This is a genomic window from Thioalkalivibrio sp. (genome assembly GCF_007692535.1).
Classification (GTDB): Bacteria; Pseudomonadota; Gammaproteobacteria; order Ectothiorhodospirales; family Ectothiorhodospiraceae; genus Thioalkalivibrio.
The window spans coordinates 52529-75701 of the sequence record NZ_REBW01000113.1 but is presented as its reverse complement, the minus strand read 5'-3'; the positions used below and the strand labels follow the sequence as shown (position 1 = coordinate 75701).

General features: G+C 67.0%; 21 protein-coding genes. 8 read left to right on the top strand and 13 right to left on the bottom strand.

Features of this window, described 5'->3' with window-relative positions; translation table 11 throughout:
- Positions 1–195, bottom strand: a 195-nt coding sequence (locus EA346_RS05545; RefSeq protein ID WP_296756472.1) for a hypothetical protein, incomplete at its 3' end; no start/stop codon positions are given.
- A gap of 143 nt (positions 196–338) precedes the next feature.
- Positions 339–1538 (bottom strand): fasciclin domain-containing protein, encoded by a 1200-nt coding sequence (locus EA346_RS05540; protein ID WP_296756470.1) that lies wholly within the window; start codon positions 1536–1538, stop codon positions 339–341.
- A gap of 536 nt (positions 1539–2074) precedes the next feature.
- Here EA346_RS05540 and EA346_RS05535 point away from each other — a divergent pair.
- Positions 2075–2485: a hypothetical protein gene (locus tag EA346_RS05535; protein ID WP_296756467.1), complete on the top strand. Its 411-nt coding sequence runs from the start codon at positions 2075–2077 to the stop codon at positions 2483–2485.
- 88 nt (positions 2486–2573) lie between these two features.
- Here EA346_RS05535 and EA346_RS05530 read toward each other — a convergent pair whose 3' ends face one another.
- The 11 genes from EA346_RS05530 to EA346_RS05480 all read right to left on the bottom strand — a co-directional run bounded on the left by EA346_RS05530 (position 2574) and on the right by EA346_RS05480 (position 14544).
- The gene (locus tag EA346_RS05530; protein ID WP_296756465.1) at positions 2574–3668 is read right to left on the bottom strand and encodes a gluconeogenesis factor YvcK family protein; all 1095 of its coding nucleotides are present in this window, start codon (positions 3666–3668) and stop codon (positions 2574–2576) included.
- Positions 3669–3925: 257 nt separating this feature from the next.
- Complete coding sequence (ubiA, locus tag EA346_RS05525; protein WP_296756463.1) at positions 3926–4795, bottom strand: 4-hydroxybenzoate octaprenyltransferase; 870 nt, start codon at positions 4793–4795, stop codon at positions 3926–3928.
- A gap of 90 nt (positions 4796–4885) precedes the next feature.
- Positions 4886–5548 (bottom strand): OmpA family protein, encoded by a 663-nt coding sequence (locus EA346_RS05520; RefSeq protein WP_296756461.1) that lies wholly within the window; start codon positions 5546–5548, stop codon positions 4886–4888.
- 74 nt (positions 5549–5622) lie between these two features.
- A complete protein-coding gene (gene aroE / locus EA346_RS05515) occupies positions 5623–6465 on the bottom strand; it encodes a shikimate dehydrogenase (protein WP_296756492.1) in 843 nt (280 codons plus the stop codon).
- Positions 6462–7478, bottom strand: a complete 1017-nt coding sequence (gene hemB, locus EA346_RS05510; protein ID WP_296756458.1) for a porphobilinogen synthase — start codon at positions 7476–7478, stop codon at positions 6462–6464. The genes aroE and hemB overlap by 4 nt, the downstream gene beginning before the upstream one ends.
- Positions 7475–8407 carry an oxygen-dependent coproporphyrinogen oxidase gene (gene hemF, locus EA346_RS05505; RefSeq protein WP_296756456.1) on the bottom strand — a complete coding sequence of 311 codons (933 nt, stop codon included), beginning with the start codon at positions 8405–8407 and terminating at the stop codon, positions 7475–7477. The genes hemB and hemF overlap by 4 nt, the downstream gene beginning before the upstream one ends.
- On the bottom strand, positions 8404–9057 hold the full coding sequence (locus EA346_RS05500) for an L-threonylcarbamoyladenylate synthase (protein WP_296756453.1): 654 nt from the start codon (positions 9055–9057) through the stop codon (positions 8404–8406). The genes hemF and EA346_RS05500 overlap by 4 nt, the downstream gene beginning before the upstream one ends.
- Positions 9058–9090: 33 nt before the next feature.
- A complete protein-coding gene (locus EA346_RS05495; RefSeq protein WP_296756450.1) occupies positions 9091–11676 on the bottom strand; it encodes a DNA topoisomerase I in 2586 nt (861 codons plus the stop codon).
- A 141-nt stretch (positions 11677–11817) separates the two neighbouring features.
- The gene (locus EA346_RS05490; RefSeq protein ID WP_296756447.1) at positions 11818–12303 is read right to left on the bottom strand and encodes a DUF494 family protein; all 486 of its coding nucleotides are present in this window, start codon (positions 12301–12303) and stop codon (positions 11818–11820) included.
- Positions 12300–13412, bottom strand: a complete 1113-nt coding sequence (gene dprA / locus EA346_RS05485; RefSeq protein ID WP_296756491.1) for a DNA-processing protein DprA — start codon at positions 13410–13412, stop codon at positions 12300–12302. The genes EA346_RS05490 and dprA overlap by 4 nt, the downstream gene beginning before the upstream one ends.
- 28 nt (positions 13413–13440) lie before the next feature.
- Positions 13441–14544, bottom strand: coding sequence for a LysM peptidoglycan-binding domain-containing protein (locus tag EA346_RS05480; protein ID WP_296756445.1), 1104 nt, complete (start codon positions 14542–14544; stop codon positions 13441–13443).
- A gap of 288 nt (positions 14545–14832) precedes the next feature.
- Here EA346_RS05480 and def point away from each other — a divergent pair, with 288 nt between their 5' ends.
- Genes def through trkA form a run of 7 tightly spaced genes read left to right on the top strand, consistent with a single transcriptional unit; the run spans position 14833 to position 23164 of the window.
- Positions 14833–15375: a peptide deformylase gene (gene def / locus EA346_RS05475; RefSeq protein WP_296756443.1), complete on the top strand. Its 543-nt coding sequence runs from the start codon at positions 14833–14835 to the stop codon at positions 15373–15375.
- Entirely contained in the window at positions 15375–16331 is a 957-nt protein-coding gene (gene fmt, locus EA346_RS05470) for a methionyl-tRNA formyltransferase (RefSeq protein WP_296756442.1), read from the top strand. The genes def and fmt overlap by 1 nt, the downstream gene beginning before the upstream one ends.
- Positions 16328–17647, top strand: a complete 1320-nt coding sequence (rsmB, locus tag EA346_RS05465; protein WP_296756441.1) for a 16S rRNA (cytosine(967)-C(5))-methyltransferase RsmB — start codon at positions 16328–16330, stop codon at positions 17645–17647. Before fmt ends, rsmB begins: the two co-directional genes overlap by 4 nt.
- Before the next feature lie 4 nt (positions 17648–17651).
- On the top strand, positions 17652–18203 hold the full coding sequence (locus EA346_RS05460) for a DUF4390 domain-containing protein (protein ID WP_296756440.1): 552 nt from the start codon (positions 17652–17654) through the stop codon (positions 18201–18203).
- Positions 18188–20392, top strand: a complete 2205-nt coding sequence (locus tag EA346_RS05455; protein WP_296756438.1) for an ATP-binding protein — start codon at positions 18188–18190, stop codon at positions 20390–20392. Before EA346_RS05460 ends, EA346_RS05455 begins: the two co-directional genes overlap by 16 nt.
- Positions 20389–21771, top strand: a complete 1383-nt coding sequence (locus EA346_RS05450) for a sigma-54 dependent transcriptional regulator (RefSeq protein WP_296756436.1) — start codon at positions 20389–20391, stop codon at positions 21769–21771. The genes EA346_RS05455 and EA346_RS05450 overlap by 4 nt, the downstream gene beginning before the upstream one ends.
- Positions 21772–21784: 13 nt before the next feature.
- Positions 21785–23164 carry a Trk system potassium transporter TrkA gene (trkA, locus tag EA346_RS05445; protein WP_296756434.1) on the top strand — a complete coding sequence of 460 codons (1380 nt, stop codon included), beginning with the start codon at positions 21785–21787 and terminating at the stop codon, positions 23162–23164.
- The last annotated feature ends 9 nt before the right edge of the window (positions 23165–23173 follow it).

Here is a 23173-nt window from a genome sequence, read left to right as displayed (position 1 = left end):
CTGCTTTGCGGCCATGGGTGGGTGCAAGGCCCGTCGGGTTACGCCCTTTGGGCTAACCCGACCTACGGTTTGCGGCTTTTCATCGGCAGGGGTTGCGTGGCCGCCTGGATGCGTCCTGTAATCGCCTTCCAACAGGTCCTTCAGGCCGGCGAACGGCTTGTGTGTGGCCTGGGGTTTCTGCTTTGCCAGCGCCATTTCGCGGCCCATTCCGGCCGGTCGGCCAGCCGATGGTCTACCCTTGGGAACGTGTGCCGGGGCAGCAACGTGAAGAGGGCGACCACTGCCGAACCCCGCCGACAGTGGCCGCACTCACGTCATCACCCAAACCCGGCGACGACTCAGGGCAGCAGCACCGCATCGATCACGTGGATGACGCCGTTGCTGGCCATTACGTTGGTCGCCGTGATGTCCGCGTCGCCGATACGCGGCTGTTCATTATCCAGGGTCACCGGCAGCGTCGTGCCGGCGAGGGTCTCCAGGGATTCGGTGGCGAGTACTTCCTCGGCGGGAAGGCGGCCAGCGACGATGTGGTGTTGCAGCAGCCGCTCGAGCTCGGACCGGTTCTCAGGCTGCAGCAGACTCTCCACCGTGCCTTCCGGCAGTGCCGCGAATGCCTCGTCCGTCGGCGCGAAGACCGTAAACGGTCCCTGCACGGACAGCGCGTCCTTCAGGCCGGCCGCCTCGGCGGCCGCGAGCAGGGTGTCGAACTGTCCCGAACGCTGGGCCACGGTGGCGATGCACGCGAAGCCCTCGGGGAACAACACCTGTTCCACCACATGGATGATGCCGTTGTCTGCGCCGATGTCGGTCTGCACGATACGCACGCCGCCAATGCGGACTTCATCGCCCTCCAGCTCGACGGTCAGCGGGGTACCGGCCAGGCTCTCGAGTTCTCCGGCTTCGATGACTCCGGCAGCGTCGATGCGACCGGCCACGACATGGTGTTGCAAAAGCGAGGCGAGCGTCTCACGGTTCTCGGGCTGCATCAGGTTGTTGACGGCTGCCTGCGGCAATTCTGCAAAAGCCGCATCGACCGGTGCGAAGACGGTGAACGGTCCGTTGGTTGTCAGCGCCTCGGCCAAACCGCCGGCCGTCGCTGCCGCGAGCAGGGTGTCGAAACCGCCGGCAGCTTGTGCCACCGCCACGATGGAATTGTCAGCCGCGGCCGCAGCCGGTTCCGGTTGGCCGTATTTCTGGGGCCCGTGTCCCCGCTGGCGAGTGGAACCGGCCTTCCCCGGACCGTAAGACGGCATGCCATGGTGCATCGGCCCGTAGGGGCCCATACCCTTCATGCCTCTGTGGGGCGGGCCGTGGAACCGTGGCGGTGGTGGCATGGGGCGGTAGTGACGCGGATGCATCCCTGGGCCATGCCGGTAATGCTGCCAGCGGTCGTAATGCACTTTGCTGCCCTGATACTGCATGCCCGCCGCGGAGTTTGCGCGGTCGGTGCTGTCGTACATGCCGTGATAGGCGAATGCAGGCGATGCGAAAAGCGTGAACAGGCTGGCTGCGAGAGCCACTCGGTACGGCTGTTTCATCCCAGATTCTCCGTGTGGATGCGGTTGTGAAGCGGTGCTCGGAATTGCCGGGACCTACGGCAATGTGGGTAGGAACCGGTGATTCCGCTCGCGGTTCCGCGCCCTCTGGGCCAGCAGGGTTTTGTTTTTCGGGGAGATGCGCACAGGCTCAGGCTTGGATGCGATGGCGCGGTATTGCATTTGGATCGGGTCCCACGGCGGTCGCGTACGCGGCGGGTCCAGCCAGTCGGCGAGACGAGCAGACGTTCCATCGTCGGGGTCGATTCCGGGGTGCTGGAAGAGGGTCGGACTGCATCAATGGCGGGTACCGCAGGCACTATTGGGCCCATCGGGGTGGAGGTAGGGAACCATCGCGCGCTGGCGAGCTCCGGGATGCGATCATTCGCCCCTGCCGGGGAAACTCGGTAGCATCTTGCATCGTCAATCAACGGAGAGCGTCAATGACTGTGAAGGCCTTTGCCATCGGTCTGGCTGCTACAGCCATGTTGGGCTTTACTTCGCTCGGTGCAGCGGATTCCGCGGAGGCCCCGCACCGAATGCATGATCACCACCAGCACGAGACACAGCACCCGATGGAAGACACGCGGACGCTGGTCGATCTGCCAGAAGACCTGCGCTCGCACATGCTTGCGAACATGCGTGACCACCTGCTGGCCCTGCAGCAGATCCAGGACGCGCTGGCCCGAGATGAGTTCGAACAGGCCGCGCAGATTGCTGAGCAGCGCCTGGGAATGACCTCGCTGGAGCGGCACGGGGCACATGAGATGGCCCCCTTCATGCCCGAGCAGATGCGCATGACCGGAACCGCGATGCACCGCGCCGCGAGCCAGTTTGCCCTGACCGCGGGCGACGCTTCGGCCGTTGGCGACGTCAGGCCGGCTCTGGCCGATCTGGCACGCGTCACCGCACAGTGTGTCGCCTGTCACGAGGCTTTTCGCGTGCAGTGAGAGCCCGCCCGGCGCTACTTCACGGATCAAACACGGGCCTCGCTGCAGCCCCTGCGCCGACGGTCTGGGCGGAGCAGGTCCCGTATCCTTACGGAGGGTCCCGCGGGTTTACGACGGCTGGCAGGTCGGGCTTTTCGGGCCAAGGGCCGCGCCCGTTGTCACGGGCAGGGTGGTCCGTCGGGTGGCATCGCTTCACGCGGCCCGTGCGCACGATCTGCAGCACCGCCTCGCCAACCCGGTGAGGCGCGTGGCGCAGCGGCAGACCATCGGTGGCGAGCGACGAGGCGAAGATGCCATTCACACAGCGGCCGAGCGCGTCCATGTCGGCTTCCACCAGTTGTGCGCCCTCTTCATCATAGGTGGCCCGGATGGTGCCACCGGGGACGGAGGTGTTGACAATGGCCCAGTCCACATGCCCTTTGCCTGTGTAGCGCTCCAGCTCGCGCAGGAAGTCCGTCGCCTGGAAGCCGTCGGTCTCGCCCAGCTTCGTCATCAGATTGCAGACATAGATCCGGGTGGCCCTGGAGGCCGATAGCGCCTCGGCCATTCCGCGGACCAGGAAAACCGGAAGAATGCTCGTATAGAGATCTCCCGGGCCGATGACGACGGCATCGGCCTCCGCGATGGCCTGCAAGGCACGGGGATTGGCCTCGACCTCGTTATCCAGGAATATTCGCCTGATGCGCGGAAGCGGCGCGGTTCTGAGGTCGATGTCCGACTCGCCATGGATGATCCGGCCGTCCTCCAGTTCGGCGCAGAGGTCGGCCTTGCCCAGCGTTACGGGGAGCACGCGGCCCTGGACCTGCAGGATCCGGGAGATCTGGTCGATACAGCTTTCCAGGTCGTCGCTGAGGCTGACCAGGGCGGCCATGAAGAGGTTGCCGACGCTGTGACCGTTCAGGCTGGACTCCCCGCCGAAGCGGAACTCCAGCGCGTCGCGAATCGGAAGCGTGCCCTCGTTGACCCCTCCGAGGGCGAGGAGGCATTGGCGCAGGTCGCCAAAGGGGGGCAGGCCGTAGTCTCGCCTCAGGAGCCCGGTACTGCCACCACTGTCGAACATGGTGACGATCGCGGTCAGGTTCGCCGTGTGTTCCTTGAGTCCCTGGAGTATCGTCGACGTCCCGGTACCGCCCCCGATGGCTACGATCTTCGGACCCCGCCCGTTATTGCCGAAGGATTCCATGCAACGTTTCCCCCTGCGGGTTTCGTGTCCGGACAGGCCGGCGAGTGGGCCGACAGCATGACTTCCCGGGCCTGGTGCCCGCCCTTGTCTGATATCTGCATGCACATGGCATGCCGTGGAGCGGGAATGCGTGATTCGCCACGGTTGGCGCGAACCGCAGGCGCGGCAAACTGGCAAAGATGGGCGAAGAAGTGACCATAAGTGTCAGCGAGCGTGAGCAGCGTTCGTTTCGGCTCCAAAGCGCGGACCAACGGATCTCAGCCGCCGAGCAGCGTGTCGGCGACCATGCCGGCCAGGACCACCAGGCCCAGGTGGTGGTTGTTGCGAAAGGCCCGGAAGCAGGCCTCGGGCTCCCGGTCGAAGATCAGGAACTGCTGGTAGAACATCAGCATGGCCACCACGACCAGCGCGCCCAGGTAGATGCCCCCGAACCCGGCCTGCTGTCCGACAAGGTAGAGTCCGAGCCAGACCAGAACCTGCAGGATGCCGGTGATCAGGCGATCCTGCTCGCCGAACAGGATCGCGGTGGAGCGCACGCCGAGGGCGACGTCGTATTCCCGGTCCACCATGCCGTAGAAGGTGTCGTAGACCACGGTCCAGGTCAAGGTGGTGACGAACAGCAGCCAGGCGATCGGCGGCGGGAATTCGTTGTGGACGGCCGTGAAGGCCATTGGCACGGCCCAGGCGAAGGCCGCCCCCAGGTGCACCTGGGGCAGGCTGTGGAAGCGTTTCGTGAACGGGTAGGTCGCGGCGAGGGCGACGGCGACCAGGGCGAAGATCACCGTCAGGGTGTTGGTGAACAGCACCAGCAGGAAGGCGATTGACGAGAGAAACAGGAAGACGACGACCGCCTCCCAGGGGCGGATGCTGCCGCGGGCCAGCGGACGGGAACGGGTGCGTTCGACATGGGGGTCGATATGGCGGTCGGCGAAATCGTTGATCGCACAGCCGGCGGAACGCATCAGCACGACGCCGGCAACGAAGATGAACAGGATGTGCACCGGGGGCAGGCCATCCGCCGCGATCCACAGGGCCCAGAGCGTGGGCCAGAGGAGAAGGTAGATGCCAACCGGCCGATCCAGCCGGATCAGCCGGGCATATTCGCCGAGTCGCTCACGCGGGGTCATCTGAGACCAGGGGATGGGCAGGTCGCCCAGCTTAGCCCAGGCGGCCTGCCCGGGCGAAGACCGGACTGTGGCCGGTCATCCCCTGGAGGCTCAACCCGTGGTCAGCGGGAACAGGGTCAACTCGACCCGCCGGTTCATCGCACGGCCTGCAGCGGTCTCGTTGGTCGCGATGGGCTGGTGCGGACCCAGGCCGATGGTCGCGATCCTTACCTGGTTCACCCCCCGGACGATCAGCGCGTGACCCACACTCTGCGCCCGCCGTTCAGACAGATCCATGTTGTATTGCACCGAGCCCGTGCTGTCGGTATGGCCGGCGATCTCGATACCGGTCTGCTCGTACTTGTTCAGCACCAGCACGACCGAGTCGAGAACCCGCTGGAACTCCGGCTTGACCTCGGTGCGATCCACGTCGAAGGTGATTTGCCCGGGCATGTTGAGGACGAGGTTGTCACCGACGCGGGTCACGCTCACGCCGGTCCCTTCCAGTTCCTGGCGTAGTTCGGCCTCCTGCCGGTCCATATAGTTGCCGATCGCGCCCCCGGCCAGGCCACCGATGCCGGCGCCGATCATCGCGCGCTGCGTGCGGTTGCGGCTGCTGGTGATGCTGCCGATGATGGCCCCGGCAGCGGCGCCAATACCGGCGCCGGCGGCAGTGCGCGAAACCCGCTCTTCGCCGGTATACGGATCCAGCGTCGTGCAACCGGTCACGAAGGCGAGCAGACCGACCAGGGCCAGAAGCGAAAGTTTGCGCATGATCCTTTCCTCGTAAATTGGGCGTTTCGAACTGAATACTGGAACAATACCATTGAACGGGACATGAACGGCGCTCAAACGCCTCCGGTCGTTGCGCGGATCGCTGCCAGGACCGGTGCCGTATCCGGACGCACGCCGCGCCAGATCGCGAAGGCCTCGGCGGCCTGTTCGACCAGCATGCCGAGTCCGTCGGTAACGGTTCCCACGCCCTGTGCCTCGGCCCATTCCAGGAACACGCGGGCTGCCGGGCCGTAGACGAGATCGTAGGCGATGCCTTGAGCATGCAGCAGGCCCCGTGGCAGGGCGAGGCCATCGGAGCCGAGGCCTGCGGCAGTGGCGTTGATCAGCAGGTCGTACGGTCCGGCCGGAATCTCTTCGAGGCCGCTGGCCTCGAGGCGCGCACCGCCAGCGAGGTCGGCAAAGTCCTGTTGCAGGCCCCTGGCCTTTTCCGGCGTGCGGTTGGCGATCACCAGGCGGGCCGGTGCGGCGCCGAGCAGGGGTTCCAGCAGTCCGCGGGTGGCGCCGCCCGCGCCCAGGATCAGGATCGCGCGGCCCGTGGGGTCGAAACCCAGTCGTTGCGTGAGATCGCGCAGGAATCCGGCCCCGTCCGTGTTGTCGCCGGTCAGAAGCCCATCGGCCTCGGCCCAGATGGTGTTGACTGCGCCGGCCCGCTCGGCGCGACGGCTGTGCTGATCGACCAGACGCCACGCTTCCTCCTTGAACGGAACCGTGACGTTGAGTCCGCGCAGGCCCTCACGGAACCACGCACGGACGTCCTTGGTGAAGTGGTCCAGCCGGCCCAGCCGGGCCTCGTAGACCATGTGTTGCCCGGTCTGCTCGGCAAACAGCGCGTGGATGCGCGGCGAGAGTGAGTGCCCGATCGGGTTGCCGACCACCGCATAGCGGTCGAGGCTCATCGCGCCGCGTCTTCGCGCAGCCATCCGGCGACATCGCGCGCGAAGTAGGTCAGGATGCCGTCCGCGCCCGCGCGCTTCATGCCGGTCAGGGCCTCCAGCACGCAGGCGCGTTCGTCGAGCCAGCCGTTCTGGGCGGCCGCCTTGAGCATCGCGTACTCGCCGGAGACCTGGTAGACGAAGGTCGGGCGCCGGAACCCGTCCTTGACCCGCCGCACGATGTCGAGATAGGGCATGCCCGGCTTGATCATCACCATGTCCGCGCCCTCGGCCAGATCCAGCGCGACCTCGTGCAGGGCCTCGTCGCCGTTGGCCGGGTCCATCTGGTAGGTCTCCTTGCTGCCGCGTCCGAGATTTCCGGCCGATCCCACCGCGTCGCGGAACGGGCCGTAGAAGCTGGATGCGTATTTGGCCGCGTAGGCGAGGATGCGCACGTGGATGTGTCCGCCGGCCTCGAGCGCCTGGCGGACCGCGGCGATGCGCCCGTCCATCATGTCGGAGGGCGCGACGACGTCGGCGCCGGCCTCGGCATGGGATCGGGCCTGGCGCACCAGGGCGTCGACGGTGATGTCGTTCACCACGTAACCCTCGTCGTCGATGATGCCGTCCTGGCCGTGGGTGGTGAAGGGGTCCAGCGCGACGTCGGTGATCACGCCCAGTTCGGGCAGGGCCGCCTTCAATGCCCGCACCGCCCGCTGGGCCAGACCGTCGGGATTCCACGCCTCGGCCGCGTCCAGGCTTTTCTTCTCCGCGGGAACCACCGGGAACAGCGCCAGGGCGGGAATGCCCAGTTCCAGGCAGGTTGCGGCCTCGCGCAGCAGCTCATCCACGCTCATGCGTTCGACCCCTGGCATCGATGCGACCGGCTCGCGCCGGCGCTCGCCCTCGCAGACGAAGACGGGATAGATCAGGTCGTCGGCGGTCAGCCGGTGCTCGCGCATCAAGCGGCGTGAGAAGGCGTCGCGGCGCATGCGCCGGGGTCGCACGGCGGGGTAGGCTCCGGAGGTCTCGGTCATGATTTCGGTTCTTCGTTCAGCCAGTCACGGGGTTTCAGGTAGCGTTCGTAAAGAATGGCCTCGGGCGTGTCCGGCTCAGGGCTCCAGTTGTATTCCCAGCGCACCAGAGGCGGCAGGGACATCAGGATGGATTCGGTGCGTCCGCCCGACTGCAGTCCGAACAGGGTACCGCGGTCGTAGACCAGGTTGAATTCGACATAGCGCCCGCGCCGGTAGAGCTGGAACTGCCGTTCGCGCTCCCCGTAGGGGATGTCCCTGCGCCGTTCGACGATCGGGCCGTAGGCCTGGAGGTAGTGCTCGCCGACGCTCTGCATGTAGCCGAAGCAGTGCGCGAAACCGCCCTCGTTCAGGTCGTCGAAAAACAGTCCACCGATGCCGCGCGGCTCGTTGCGGTGCTTCAGGAAGAAGTACTCGTCGCACCATTTCTTGTGGGCGGGGTAGACCTCCGCGCCGAAAGGCCTGCAGGCCGCCTCCGCGGTGCGGTGCCAGTGCACGCAGTCCTCGTCGAATCCGTAATAGGGCGTCAGGTCGAAGCCGCCGCCGAACCACCAGATCGGCGGCTCACCCTCCTTTTCGGCGACGAAGACCCGCACATTCGCGTGGGAGGTCGGTGCGTAGGGGTTCAGTGGGTGGATCACGAGGGAGACACCGGCAGCTTGGAAGGAGCGTCCCGCCAGTTCGGGGCGGTGCGCGGTGGCCGAAGCCGGGAGGCCCGGACCCATCACATGCGAGAAGTTGACCCCGGCCTGCTCGAAGACCCCGCCACCGCGCAGTACGCGCGAGCGTCCACCGCCACCGGCCGCGCGGGTCCATGCGTCCTCGCGGAAACGCTCGCTGCCGTCGAGCGCCTCGAGTCCGGTACAGATGTCGTCCTGAAGGCCTTCGAGAAACGCGAGTACGGGTTCGATTCGGAATGGGTCAGAGGTCATCGACGGGTCTCTTGAGTGCTAGTGAAATCAGCCGCTGCGGACTGTCCCGGTTCCGGGGCGGGCGGCCCACCGCGGACCCAGGCGCCGGTCAGGATATCCCGTATCGTACTCGGCGCGTCGGCCCCCTCGCAGGGCAGGTCGAGGATGGCATCGATCCGCCCGCCGAACCCCGACCGCACGCAGGCACTGTCGCGGCAGGGCGGCTCTCCGGAAAGGTTGGCGCTGGTCGAGACCAGCGCAGAGCCGGCGGCCGCGCAGAGCGCCCTGACGCCGGGATGGGCGGTGACACGGACCGCGAGCCGGGTGTGTGCACCACGCAGCCAGGGAGGGCAGCTGGCCCGCGCCGGCCACAGCCAGGTGTGTGGTCCTGGCCATGTGGCCTCGGCGCGCGCCTGCAGCTTCTCCGGCACTGGTTCCAGCCAATAGGCGATGCGCGCCAGATCGTCGGTGATCACGATCAGGCCCTTGTCGGCCGTCCGGTTCTTCAGCGCCAGCACCCGTTCGCAGGCCGCGGGATCGGACGGGCGGCAGCCGAGTCCGAACACGGCCTCGGTCGGGTAGGCAGCCACGCCCCCCTTTCGGAGCACGCTGGCGACTGCCCCGATGTCACCGCTGATCAGAGTTTGCCGGGCCGGCTGATTCGGGGGCATCGACGCGGGTCCCTGCGCTTGGCGGTTTCGGGTCTAGCGGTCGTTGACGGCGCGCGGGCCGCTGCCCGAACGCGCGGAGCCGCCCGTTTTCCCGGCTCCACCCGGCTTGGAGGCCTTCTTTGCCGCAGCCGTCTTGGCGGCAGGCTTCTTGGCGGTCCGCGTGCCCGCAGTGCCCTTCCTGGCCGCCGTCTTGCCGGTCCCGGCCTTGGTGGTCCCGTTGCCCGTGGCCTTGGCCTTGGCTTCGCCGGCCTTGGTCGTCTTTGCGGCGGATGCCTTGCCGCCAGCCTTGCCAGTCGCCTTGGCGCCCCCCTTCGCGTTCTTGCGACCGCGGCGCTCCGGGGCGGATGCCAGCAGTTCCTGGCATTGCTCCAGTGTCAGGGCCGCAGGGTCCTGATCCTTGGGGATCTTTGCGTTCTTCTTGCCGTCGGTGATGTACGGGCCGTAGCGCCCATTGATCACCTCGATGCCCTCGGCAGGGAAGGACTTGATGTACTTCTGGGCGTCCATTGCCTGCTTCTCGGCGATGATCTCGAGCGCGCGCGGCAGTTCCACGGTCCAGACGTCGTCGTCGGGACCGAGGGAAGCGAACTTGCGGCCATACTTCACGTAAGGGCCGAAGCGGCCTACATTGACCTGCACCGGCTCGCCGTCGGCGGTCTCGCCCAGATCGCGCGGCAGCTGAAACAGGGTCAGTGCCTCGTCCAGCGTCACCTGGTCCATCTTCTGCCCGGGCAGCAGGCCCGCGAAGCGCGGTTTCTCCTCGTCGTCCTTGGTGCCGATCTGCACGATCGGACCGAAGCGGCCCATGCGCACGCTGACCGGGCGACCGCTCTTCGGGTCGGTGCCCAGGTCACGCGACTGCACGGCTTCCGCCCGCGTTACGCTGGCGGCCTTGTCCTCGACCTGCTCCCGGAAATCGGTCCAGAAACCCTCCAGAACCGGCACCCATTCCTTTTCCCCTCGGGCGATTTCATCCAGTTCGTCCTCCAGCTTCGCGGTGAAGTCGTAATCGACGTAGCGGGTGAAGTGCTGGGTCAGGAAGCTGTTCACGATCCGGCCGATGTCGGTGGGCAGGAAGCGCTTCCCGTCCATCTCGACGTATTCGCGCGACTGCAGGGTCGAGATGATGCTGGCATAGGTCGACGGCCGTCCGATGCCGTATTCCTCGAGGGTCTTGACCAGGCTCGCCTCGGTGTAGCGCGGTGGCGGTTCGGTGAAATGCTGATCCGCGCTGACGTCGAGCAGGTCCACGACCATGCCCTCGGCTAGTTCGGGCAGCCGGCGTTCCTCTTCTTGGTCGGCGGCGGCCACCTCGTCCCGCCCCTCCTGGTACACGGCGATGAAGCCTGCGTGGCGGAGGGTCGAACCGGTGGCCCGGAAGCGATGGGTGGTGTCGCCCGGCACGAGGTCTGCGGCGACGGTGTCGAACGTTGCGTGGACCATCTGGCAGGCTACGGTACGTTTCCAGATCAGCTCGTACAGCCGGGCCTGGTCCGAGGTCATCCGGTTGCGGATCTCCTCCGGCAGCCTGCGCACGGACGTGGGCCGGATCGCCTCGTGGGCCTCCTGCGCGTTCTTGGACTTGGTCTTGTACTGGCGTGGGCTGGAGGGGAGATTGTCGGCGCCGTAGCGCTCGCTGATCAGACCCCGCATCTCGGCAATGGCCTCGCCCGCGAGCGTGACCGAGTCGGTACGCATGTAGGTGATCAGGCCGATCGCGCCGCTGCCGAGATCGATGCCCTCGTACAGTTGCTGCGCGACGCGCATGGTGCGGCTGGCGGTGAAGCCCAGCTTGCGCGATGCCTCCTGCTGCAGCGTGGAGGTGGTGAACGGTGCGGCCGGATTGCGCTTGCGCTGCTTCTTTTCCACCGAGGCCACGCGCAGTCGGCCATCGGCCGCGTCGACCAGACGGCGCCGGGCGTCGTGGGCGAGCGTGTCGGAATTCAGGTCGAACTGGTCCAGTTTCCGGCCGTCGAGATGCGTCAGGCGCGCGGTGAAGGGCTGTTTCTCGCGTTCGGCCTGGGCATCGATAGTCCAGTACTCGCGCGCCTCGAAGCGCTCGATCTCGTCCTCGCGCTCGCAGATCATGCGCAGCGCCGGGCTCTGCACGCGGCCTGCCGAAAGGCCGCGCTTGATCTTGCGCCACAGCAGCGGAGACAGGTTGAAGCCGACCAGGTAGTCGAGTGCGCGCCGGGCCTGCTGCGCGTTGATCAGGTCCAGCGACAGGGTGCGCGGGTGGGCGACCGCATCCTGGATTGCCTTCTGCGTGATCTCGTGGAAGACCACCCGTTTGACCGGCCGGTCTCCGAGCAGCCCGCGTTCACGCAGGATCTCGAGCAGGTGCCAGGAGATGGCCTCGCCTTCACGGTCGGGGTCGGTCGCAAGGATCAGGGTGTCGGCGGACTTCAGCGCCTTGGCGATGGCCTGGACCTGCTTCTCGTTGCGTTCGATCACTTCGTAGTTCATGCGGAACCCGGCTTCGGGATCCACCGCTCCCTCCTTGGGCACCAGGTCGCGCACGTGGCCATAGGAAGCGAGCACGGTGAATTCCGGGCCCAGGTACTTGCCGATGGTCTTGGCCTTCGCAGGCGATTCCACAATGACGAGGTTTTTGCTCATGTCGCTCGGGACCACTCCGTTTGCGCCCGGGTTCCAACACGATCCGCGTCGACGGGACCGTCAGGGCCGGCGCCGATAGGCCGCACCGGGCCGGTTGGATACGGCCGATACCGGCAGGCGCGGGGCTTCGTTACAGGGTTCTCAGTGCAGATATTCCACCAGCGGGGGCGTGCCCTCGGCCATCACCACCTCCTCCAGACGGGAGTAGGCGATGCTGTCGTCAGGCTGATTGAACAGCACCATCAGCACAACCCACTTGAGCTGGTCGAGGTCGATCTCCTCGGCGTCGAGCTCCATGACCCGGTCGATGACGAGTTCACGTGTACCCGCGGTCAGCAGCCCGTTCTGTTCCAGGAAAACCAGGAAGCCACGGGCCTCCAGATCCAGTCGGTTCTGCTCATCGAACGTGTAGACCCGCTGCGCGGCCTCGGATCCGACTCTCGCGGCCACCGGCTCTTCACTGACCAGTCGATCCAGCCAGCCCAGGGCACGGTCGACCTCCGAGGGGGGGAATCCGGCTTCCTGCAGGCGGGACTCGAGATCCTGGCGATCCGGCTCGCTGTCGGTGTCATCGTCCATGTAGTGCTCGAACAGATACATCAGCACGTCCAGCACGTTTTCTTTCATGTCTTGGAGGGTCCTGCGTCGAGGCGCTGGTAGCGCCCGTGGCTGAGTAAGGCCACGCGGCCATTGAGTTCCAGTAAAACCAGAATGGAGGAAAGCGCCGCCACGGTCAATCCGGTGCGCTGCAGCAATTCCTCGAGCCCGATCGGATCGAATCCCATCGCTGTGAGCACCCGTTCGTGTTCCGGGTCCAGGCTGGCGGCGTCGGTGGGTGCCGCGGTGTCGGGCGGCGCCTGTCCGGGCACCCCCAGCCAGTCCGCCAGGTCCTCGAGGATGTCATCCGGCGATTCCACCAGTTGCGCACCCTGCTGGATCAGCCGGTGGCAGCCACGACTGACCGGACTGAGGATGGACCCGGGGATCGCATACACCGAGCGGCCCTGTTCCGCCGCGAGGCGCGCGGTGATCAGGGAACCGCTGCGCAGCGCCGCCTCGACCACCAGGGTGCCCAGGGCGAGGCCGCTGATGACCCGGTTGCGTTGGGGGAAATGGCCCGGGCGCGCGAGGGTACCCACCGGCCAAAGCGACACCAGCAGTCCCTGGTCGGCGATCCGGTGGGCCAGACGCCGGTGCGCGGAGGGGTAGACCCGGTCCGGGCCCGTCGCCACCACCGCCACCGTGCTGCCGCCCGGGGCGGCCAGCGCTCCGCGATGCGCAGCAGCGTCGATGCCGAGCGCGAGCCCGCTCGTCACCGTGAGCCCTGCCGCAGCAAGGGCCCCGGCGAACCGTTCGGCGTGGCGCAGCCCCTGTGCCGTCGCGTCGCGGCTGCCGACGATGGCGATCTGCGGACGCCGCAGCAGGGCCGGATCACCGATCAGGTAGAGTGCCGGAGGGGGGTCCGGGAGTTCGGCCAGGAGCGGCGGATAGGCCGGGTCGTCACGGGCCAGGATGTGGTGGCGATCGTCGCGCTCAAGCCAGGCCAGATCGGCCTCGACCCCGGCCTCGCGGGCGGAAATCTCGTCACCGTCGCGGGCGGTTGCTACGCCGACTTCGGCCCAGGCCCGCGCACCGGACTGCAGCGCAGCGGCGGGTGTTCCGAAACCTTCCAGCAGCCGGGCCACACGCCGAGGCCCGAGGCCCGGCGTGTGCAGCAGCCGAAGCCAGTCTTGCAGCCGTTCCCTCGGGGTCTCGGTGACCGGATCAGGGGTGCCGGACCTTGTAGCCTTCACGGATCGGGCGGGTGGATTCGATCACCAGTGCGTAGGACACCTTGTCGAAGGTGCGGAACACCATCAGGTTGCCGATCTCTTCCTCGGGCAATTGGATCATGTCGTTGCCCGCGCCGCTGACCGGGTCACGCGCGACGCGCCCCGCCTCCCAGACCGCGAAGACCTGGCCGTTGCGGACGCCCTCGCGCTCACCGCGGTTGATCACGGCCGCCTGAAGGGTCCCGATCTGGGTGATGGCATCGAACAGCATGATCACCGTCCCTTCGAGCCCGGGCGGTGGGCGGCTGATGTCGAACAGGAGGTCCTGGTCGTCGTCGAAGCCAATCAGGCGATCGCCGCGGATGGCCTCGCGCTGACCCTCGCGGAGAATGACGGTTGCGATTTCGCCACCACGGACGACTTCCGCCTCCCCGACCGGGATCGTTGCCACGCCCAGTTCCTCTCGGGTGTCGGGATCGATCAGCATGCGGTCCCGGCGCACGAGCTGATACAGGTCCCAGCGCTGGGCGTCGGGCGCGTTGCGCACGTACACGCGGTCGTCAGGGCCAAAGATCACGCGCTCGTCCTGGGCAGCGACGATGTATGGCGCCTTCTCCAGCGTCTCTTCATCAACGACCCGCGCGCGGAACATGAACGGCTGCAGGGCTGAAATGGGGAATGGCTCAACATCCAGCGCCTCGATCCGCACCCGCGGTGCGAGTTCGACCATCACCCCGGGTCGATCACCGACGGAGTAAATGCTGAGCACATCACCGGGATAGATCAGGTGTGGGTTGCGCACCTGCGGGTTGACCAGCCAGATCTCGGACCAGTACCAGGGATCGCGCAGGAACACGTTGGCGATGTCCCAGAGCGTGTCACCCTCCTGGACCACATACCGTTCCGGCGCGCTGGCCCTGAACTCCGGCTCTGCCGCCGCCGGCTCCGGGGCAGCTGCTGGTTCGGCGGCCGGTGCCCGGGTTTCGGCCGGTGCGGCGGGCTCGGGTCCGGTCGCGCAGGCGACCAGCCCCAGAGCCAGCAGGACAACGACACCCGTGCGGCGCATCAATGCTGCTGCAGCCCATGCGTAGAACATCGGTTTCCCCCTGATCATGTGCCCGTGCCGAAGGCGCCGGGCTTCCCGCAATTTCGCGCGGTTCGCCCGCACTGCGAGCGGATCGTCGCGAATTCCTGCCACGTTTCGCTGTCTCCAGCTATACAGCCCCTTGCTGCCGGTGCAGTGTCCACGCCGATCCGCGGTTCTCTCGTAAAATGAGCCGTTGACCCAATATACTGCATCAGGCATCTGGTGGCGCTATGACACCCTACCCAAACTTAGCAGAAAAACGGCGCCGGCACAGCATTCGAGATCGAGGTCTTACCCATGGCACTTAGAGAAATTCTTCACTTTCCCGACCCCCGCCTGCGTCTGCGCGCCCGCCCGGTGGATGCAGTGGACGATGCCATCCGGGCGCTGGTCGACGACATGTTCGAGACCATGTATGCGGCGCCGGGGATCGGCCTCGCGGCCACGCAGATCAATGTGCAGAAACGCATCCTGGTGGCCGACGTGTCGGATGACCAGAGTGAGCCGCATTGCCTGATCAACCCGGAGATTCTCAGCCGCGAAGGTGAGGAGGAGATGGACGAGGGCTGTCTCTCCGTTCCCGGCTTCTACGAACGGGTGCAACGCGCCGAGCGCGTGCGCGTGCGGGCCCTGAACCGCGACGGCGAAGCTTTCGAGATGGAAATCGACGGCCTGCTCGCCGTCTGTATCCAGCACGAGATCGATCACCTCGATGGCAAGCTCTTCGTCGATTACATCTCCACCCTGAAGCGCAACCGCATCCGCAAGAAGCTGGAGAAGCAGGCCGCGAAAGCACCGTCGGAGCGCACGTCGCTGGCCGGCTCCGCTGTCAATCTTTGATGGCCGCAGGCCGGCGCATCGTCTATGCCGGAACGCCGGAATTCGCGGTACCTGCCCTGGCGGCACTGATTGCCGCCGGCCGCTCGCCGGTCGCGGTCTACACGCAGCCCGATCGGCCGGCGGGGCGCGGCCGCAGGCTCACAGCCAGTCCGGTGAAAAAACTGGCACAGCAGGCCGATATCCCGGTCCTGCAGCCGGCCTCGCTGAAGCCCGCCGACGCCCAGGCCGAGCTCGCGGCACTCGCACCCGATCTCATGGTGGTTGCAGCCTACGGGCTGATCCTGCCGCGCGCTGTGCTCTCGATACCGCCGCTGGGGGGTCTGAACATCCACGCCTCCCTGCTGCCCCGCTGGCGCGGCGCAGCGCCGATTCAACGGGCCATCCTCGCCGGCGATACCGACACCGGCGTCTGCCTGATGCAGATGGAGCCCGGGCTGGACACCGGTCCCGTCTTCGCCTGCGAACATCTCCACCTGGACGCCGACGCGACCGCCGCCAGCGTGCACGACCGGCTTGCCGCGATGGGCGCGGATCTTCTCCTGGAAAGACTCGACGCGATCCTCGACGGCAGCCTGGCACCACGGCCGCAGTCGAAGGAGGGCGTGCTCTACGCGCACAAGATCGACAAGGGAGAGGCCTGGATTGATTGGGCCGAGTCCGCGCTCGCGATCGACCGCAGGGTGCGCGCCTTCAATCCCTGGCCGGTCGCGCAGACGGCGTTCGACGGCCGGGTCCTGCGTGTGCATGCGGCGCGGCCCCTGTCTGGCGAACCCGTTCCCGGGGACGTTCTGCCGGGGACCGTCGTCGCCGCCCTGCGGGACGGCGTCGATGTGGCCACCGGTGACGGGATCCTGCGCCTGCAGACGGTGCAGTTGCCCGGCCGCAAACCGATCCCGGCCAGTGCCTGGGCGCACGGCGGGGATCTGGCGGGCCGGATGCTCGGAGGCGTCGCGTGAGCCGCGGGCGGACCGGGTGGGTTCCCCGCCGGCAGGCGCTGGAGGCATCGAGCCGGGTGATTCTGAAGGGCGAGTCGCTGACGGCTGCGCTGCTCGAAGAGACCGCCGATCTGCCCCCGCGCGAGGCCGCATGGGTCCGGGCCCTGGCCTATGCGACGGTGCGTTGGTACATCAGGCTCGAGGCGATCGTCGAGGGTATGCTGGAACATCCGCTGAAGCCGCGTGATGCGGTGGTGCGCGTGTTGTTGTGCCAGGGACTGGCGGAGATCTTCCATTTCGGCACGCCCGATCACGCGGCGGTGCGCGAGACCGCGGAGCTGGCCCGCGCCATCCAGCGGCCCGGCGCCGTCGGGCTGGTCAATGCGCTGCTGCGCCGAGCCCTGCGCGAACGCGTGGAACTCACGGCCGCGATGGACCGGAGCCCCACCATGCGCTACGCATGCCCCGCCTGGCTCGTGACCGGCGTCCGCGACGCTTTCCCCGATACCTGGGAGGAGATCCTGCGGGCCTCCACCGAGCCCGCACCGATGACCCTGCGGGTGAACACGGCCCGTATCGATCGGGCGGCACTGCTGGAGCGGCTGGCGGAGGCGGGTCTGACCGCCACCGCGCACCCGCTGGTGCCTTCGGCGCTGACACTCGCCGAGCCGCTGGATGTCGACAGACTGCCGGGATTCGCCGAAGGGCTGGTCTCGGTGCAGGACGCGGCGGCCCAGTGGGCGGCACTGCTGCTCGCGCCGAGGCCGGGTGAGCGGGTACTGGACGCCTGTGCAGCGCCGGGGGGCAAGACCGGGCACCTGCTCGAGACGGTGGCCGGGGATCTCGATCTCACCGCGCTCGACGCGGACGGTCAGCGCATGGGCCGCGTGCGCGAGAATCTGCGCCGGCTCGGATACCGGGCCGGGATGCATATCGGCGATCTCGCCGACCCGGAGAGCTGGTGGGATGGTGAACCGTTCGACGCAATCCTGCTGGATGTTCCCTGCTCCGCGACCGGCGTGATCCGGCGGCATCCGGACATCAAGCTGCTGCGCCGCGCGGGTGACGTCGGCGATCTCGCGGCGCGCCAGGCCGCGTTGCTGGCAACGGCCTGGGACCTGCTGCGTCCGGGCGGGCGCCTGCTCTACGCGACCTGCTCGCTGCTGCGCGCGGAAAACGAGCAGGTGGTGGCGCCATGGCTGGCGCGGACAGCGGACGCGAGGGCTGTGCCGCTTGCATTTGCGGGCGGCGTCGATCGCGTGGTCGGGCGGGCCATTGCCCTGGGTACGGAAGCGATGGACGGCTTCTACTATGCACTGCTGGCACGCGGGGCCTGAGGTCATGCGCGGATGGCTCTTCGGCCTGCTGGTCTTGCTGCTGCTGGCGCCTTCCGCCACGATGGCGACCGAGATCAGGCATGCGGATTATATCTGGCAGGACGAGAACCGCCTGCTGGTGCGCTTGCATCTCGACATGAGCCTGCCGGACGTCCTGGCGGATGCGCTGGCCAACGGCGTGGTGGTGAACTTCCGTTCCGAGGTCCGCCTTGAACGCGCGCGCGGCATCCTTGGCGAACGTACCTTGCAGTCGGCCAGCAATGCGGTGCGGCTCGAGTATTACGCGCTGAGCCGGCATTACGTGGTCACGGATGTCGAGCGGCAGCAGATGGACTTCGCCCCCACTGTCGGGGATGCGCTGGAAATGCTCGCCCGACGTCTCGGCCGCGTGGTGCTGGAGGTCGATCGTGACGCATTGCGCCCCGGCCAGGATTACACGCTGGCCTCGCGAGTGCAGCTGGACCACACGGCCCTGCCGCTGCCCCTGCAATGGGATGCGCGGCTGCGGGGTGCCTACGGGACACAACTGGGGTGGTATCGGTGGTCTTTGGAATGAGGCGTTTCCCCTGGGGTCTGCTGGGCATGGTGGTCCTGTTCCTGCTGCTGCTGGCCTCGCTGGTGGTCATGGGCGACGCCGCGCAGAACTCCGACCGCTTCGAGCGGCTGTTCCTCTGGTTGCTGGCCTTCCATGGCCTGGTGCTGGTGGTGCTGGGTACGATGATTATCTACCAGCTCGCCCGCCTGATCGTCCAGAATCGGGACGGCGTGCCCGGCAGTCGCCTGACACTGCGCCTGGTCTTCGGGTTCATGCTCGTCGCGGTACTGCCGGCGACGGTCGTCTACTACTTCTCCTTCAAATTTCTGAACGAGGGCGTGGACTCCTGGTTCGACGTGCGCGTCGACGGAGCCCTCGAGGATGCGCTGGAGTTGTCGCGTTCGTCGCTGGACCTGCGGGTGCGGCAGCTGTCGCGGGAGACCCAGGAGATCATGCGCCAGCTGGAGGACATGTCCGAGGCCCTGGTGCCGCTGGCGCTGAATGACGTCCGCGCCCAGCTGAACGCACAGGAACTGACGCTGGTCGGTGCCAACAACCGCATCATCGCTTCCAGCACCGACAGCCCGATCCGGCGCCTGCCATCGCCGCCTGGCGCCGATATCCTGTGGCGCATGAGCCCCGGCCAGCCCTTTACCCGGCTCGAGCCCCAGCCGGATGGTTCGCTGGTGATCCGGGTCGTCGCCACCGGCGGGGACCGCCGTCCGGGCGCGGACAGTCGGATCCTGCAGGGAATCTATCCGGTGGACCCGCGCATGAGCGCACTGGCGGTCCGGGTTGAGGACGCGTTCGTCGACTATCGGGAATTCGCCTACCTGCGGGGCCCGATCAAGCAGGGTTTCATTTTCACCATGTCGCTGGCCCTGGCCATCTCGCTGATGGCGGCGCTCTGGGCGGGTCTGCTGGTGGCGCGGCGGCTGGTTCGGCCGGTCACCGATCTGGCCGAAGGCACGCGGTTGGTGGCCTCGGGCGACTACAGCACGCGCCTCGCCGTGAGCCGGGACGATGAACTCGGATTTCTGGTGCGCTCTTTCAACGCGATGACCCGTACGCTGAGCGAGGCGCGACAGGAAGCGGAGCGGAGCCGGCGTCTGCTGGACGCGGAACGCGCCTATCTCGAGAGTGTGCTGCAGCACCTGCGCTCCGGGGTGCTGGCCCTGGACGGCAGCCTGAGGCTGCGTACCGCCAATGATGCCGCGTGCCAGATCCTGGAATGTGATCTGCGCGCCGGACACAACCGCTTCCCCTCGGAATTCAACGAGGACTGCCCGCTGGTGGCCCAGTTTTTCGACGCCATCAGCGACGCCCTGACACGACGCGAAAAGGAGTGGTCGCGGGAGGTGGTGGTCTTTACACGCAGCGGCCGCAAGGTTCTGATGACCCGTGCGGTCTGGCTGCCCAACCCCGGCAACAACCGCGGGCTGCACGCCATCGTGTTCGACGATATGACCGAGTTCCTGCGTGCCCAGCGTGACGCGGCCTGGGGCGAGGTCGCCCGGCGTCTCGCGCACGAGATCAAGAATCCGCTGACGCCGATACAGTTGTCAGCGGAGCGGCTGTCACGCCGGCTCGGCAAGACCCTCGAGGGGGCGGACCGGGAGATGCTCGACCGTGCCACCCAGACCATCGTGCAGCAGGTGGAGGCCATGAAGACGCTGGTCAATGCCTTCCGCGACTACGCCCAGGCGCCGCGACTCGCGCTGGCGCCGCTGGACCTGAACGGTTTGCTGCGCGATGTCTGCGAACTCTATGACGGCGAAGGGCAGCCCGCACGGGTGGTGCTGGACCTCGCGCCCCGGGTGCCGACCATCCGGGCTGATGCGGGGCGCCTGCGCCAGTTGATGCACAACCTGGTCAAGAATGCCCTCGAAGCGGTGCAGGGACGTCCCGGCGGTGAGGTGCGCGTATCCACCCGCAGCCTCGAGGACGACCACGGTCGCCGCGTGGAGCTTCGCGTCGCCGATAATGGACCGGGGATCCGCCAGGACTTCCTCGAACGCATCTTCGAGCCCTATACGACGGACAAGCCGCGTGGCACCGGGTTGGGCCTGGCCGTGGCGCAAAAGATCGTGGAGGAACATGGCGGTATGATTGAATGCCATAATCAGCCGGAAGGGGGCGCCGTATTCGTGATCCGGATTCCGGTCAGTCACGGCGGTGACACCGGTGGTGTCGGAGAACAACGGGAATGAGTGGACCTTACATATTGGTGGTGGACGACGAGCCGGACATCCGCATGCTGTTGCGCGATGTGCTCGAGGACGAGGGTTACGAGGTTGCGCTGGCCGGTTCCGTCGCGGAGGCCAAGGCCGCGCGTCGCAGCCGCCGCCCGGATCTGATCCTGCTCGATGTCTGGATGCCGGACGGCGACGGCATCAGCCTGCTGAAGGAATGGAGCGATGAGGACGGGCTGCCCTGTCCGGTGGTGATGATGTCGGGGCACGGCAACGTCGAAACCGCGGTGGATGCCACGCGCCTCGGCGCCTATGACTTCATCGAGAAGCCCCTCTCCATCGACAAGCTGACCATCACCCTGAGCAACGCGCTGGCGTCGGACCGCCTGCAGCGGGAAAACCAGGGTCTTCGCCGTCACGGTGCCGCGACTGCCGACCCGGTCGGGGACAGCCCGGTGATGCAGAACCTGCGTGATCAGGTACAGCGTATGGCACAGCACGATACCTGGGTACTGATCTCGGGCGAGGCCGGCGTGGGCAAGCAGACCTTCGCGCGCTACCTGCATGCGCGCAGTGCCCGGCGGGAGAATCCGTTCATCATTGTCGCGGTCGGCTCGCTGACGGGAGAGGAATCCATCGCCGAACTGTTCGGCACCGAGCAGGGCGACCGGATCCGCTTCGGCCTGCTGGAGCAGGCGGCCGGCGGCCTGCTGTTCCTGGACGAGGTCGCGGAGATGGACCTGCAGACCCAGGGTCGCCTGCTGCATGCCCTGGACACCCAGCGCATCACCCGGATCGGCGGCAATCAGCCCATCGCAGTGAACGTCCGCGTCATCGCCGCCACCAAGGACGACCTCGCCGAGGCCGTCAGCGAAGGGCGCTTCCGCGAGGATCTCTACTACCGGCTGAACGTGCTGCCGCTGAAGATTCCGCCCCTGCGGGAACATCCGGAGGACATCCCGGCCCTGCTCGACTACCACATGACGCATCTGCATCAGCAGGAAGGTCTCCCGGCACGCCGTTTCCAGGCGGGGGCCCTGGACCGGCTGCGCCGCTATCACTGGCCCGGGAACGTGCGCGAGCTGCGCAACTTCGTGCAGCGGCTGATGATTCTCGGCTCCGGGGACGAGGTCACCAGCGACGAGGTCGAGCGCACGCTGTCGGGGCAGACGCTGCACGAGGCCGAGCTGGACGAAGCGAACCTGTTCCCGGATCTTCCGCTGCGCGAGGCGCGCGAGCAGTTCGAGCGGCAGTACCTGATCCATCAGCTCGAGCGCAGTGAGGGCAACATGACCCGGCTTGCGGAACGTGTGGGTCTCGAGCGCACCCATCTCTACCGCAAGTTCAAGACGCTGGGCATCGATCCGAAGAAGCTGAAGACGCCACTAGGCGTGTGACAGGACTCGCGGGATGAAGCGGATCGTGATCGTGGGTGCCGGCCAGGTCGGGCAGTCCCTCGCCGAGGCACTGAGCGGCGACGGTCACAACGTGACCGTCATCGACACCCGCAGCGACTGCCTCGAGGCGATCGAGAGCCACCTGGACATCCGTACCATCAACGGTTTCGGCTGCCATCCCGGCGTGCTGGAGTCGGCGGGGGCCCGGGATGCCGAGATGCTGATCGCGGTCACCGATTCGGACGAGGTGAACATGCTCGCCTGCCAGGTCGGATCCACGCTGTTCGGCATCGGGACCAAGATCGCGCGGGTGCGAGAGCGCAGCTACCACGAAAATCCGAAGCTCTTTGCCCCGGACGCGGTTCCGGTGGACATGCTGATCTCGCCGGAGGCCATCGTGACCAGCCAGATCCAGCGACTGGTCGAGCATCCAGGCGCGCTGCAGGTGCTGGACTTCGCCGACGGACTCGTTTCCCTGGTTGGCGTCAGGGCCTACTACGGCGGGCCGCTGGTCGGGCACGAGTTGCGCAATATCCGCACCGACATGCCAGGTATACAAACCCGCGTTGCCGCCATCTTCCGTCGCAATCAACCGATTGCTCCCGATGGGAACACCGTGATCGAGGCCGAGGACGAGGTCTTCTTCGTTGCGGCCAAGAAGAACATCCGGGCCGTCATGTCGGAGCTGCGGCGGTTGGAGAAGCCCTACAAGCGGATCCTGATCGGCGGCGGCGGCAATGTCGGTCGGCGCCTGGCGGAGGCGCTGACCGGGCGTTACGAGGTCAGGATCATCGAGCACGACCAACAACGCGCGGACTACCTGCGGCAGAAACTGCCCGCAGGCACCGAGGTGCTGGTTGGCGACGGCTCCGACGATCGCTTCCTGGACCGTGCCGGCATCGGCGACATGGATGTGTTCTGCGCGGTCACCAACGACGACCAGGCCAACATCTTCTCGGGCATGCTGGCGAAGCGCCGGGGCGTGCGCAAGGTCATGGCGCTGATCAACCGGCCGGGTTACGTGGATCTGATGCAGGACAGCGCGATCGATATCGCACTGTCCCCCCAGCAGGCCACGATCGGGGTGCTGCTGGCCCGGGTCCGCGAGGGTGGTACCGCCACCGTGCACAGTCTGCGCCGCGGCGCCGCGGAGGCGATCGAGACCATCGTCAATGGGGATGCCGGGAACTCGCGGGTGGTGGGCCGCCGGATCGACCAACTGAGTCTGCCCAAGGGCGCCAGCATCGGGGCCATCGTGCGCGACCGCGAGGTGATCATCCCGCACCACGACACCGTGATCCATGCGGGCGATCACGCGATCCTGTTCCTGACCGACCGTGATCGGCTGAAGGCGGTGCAGCGGTTGTTCCAGCCCCGTGCGAGCTTCTTCTGACCGTCGTGG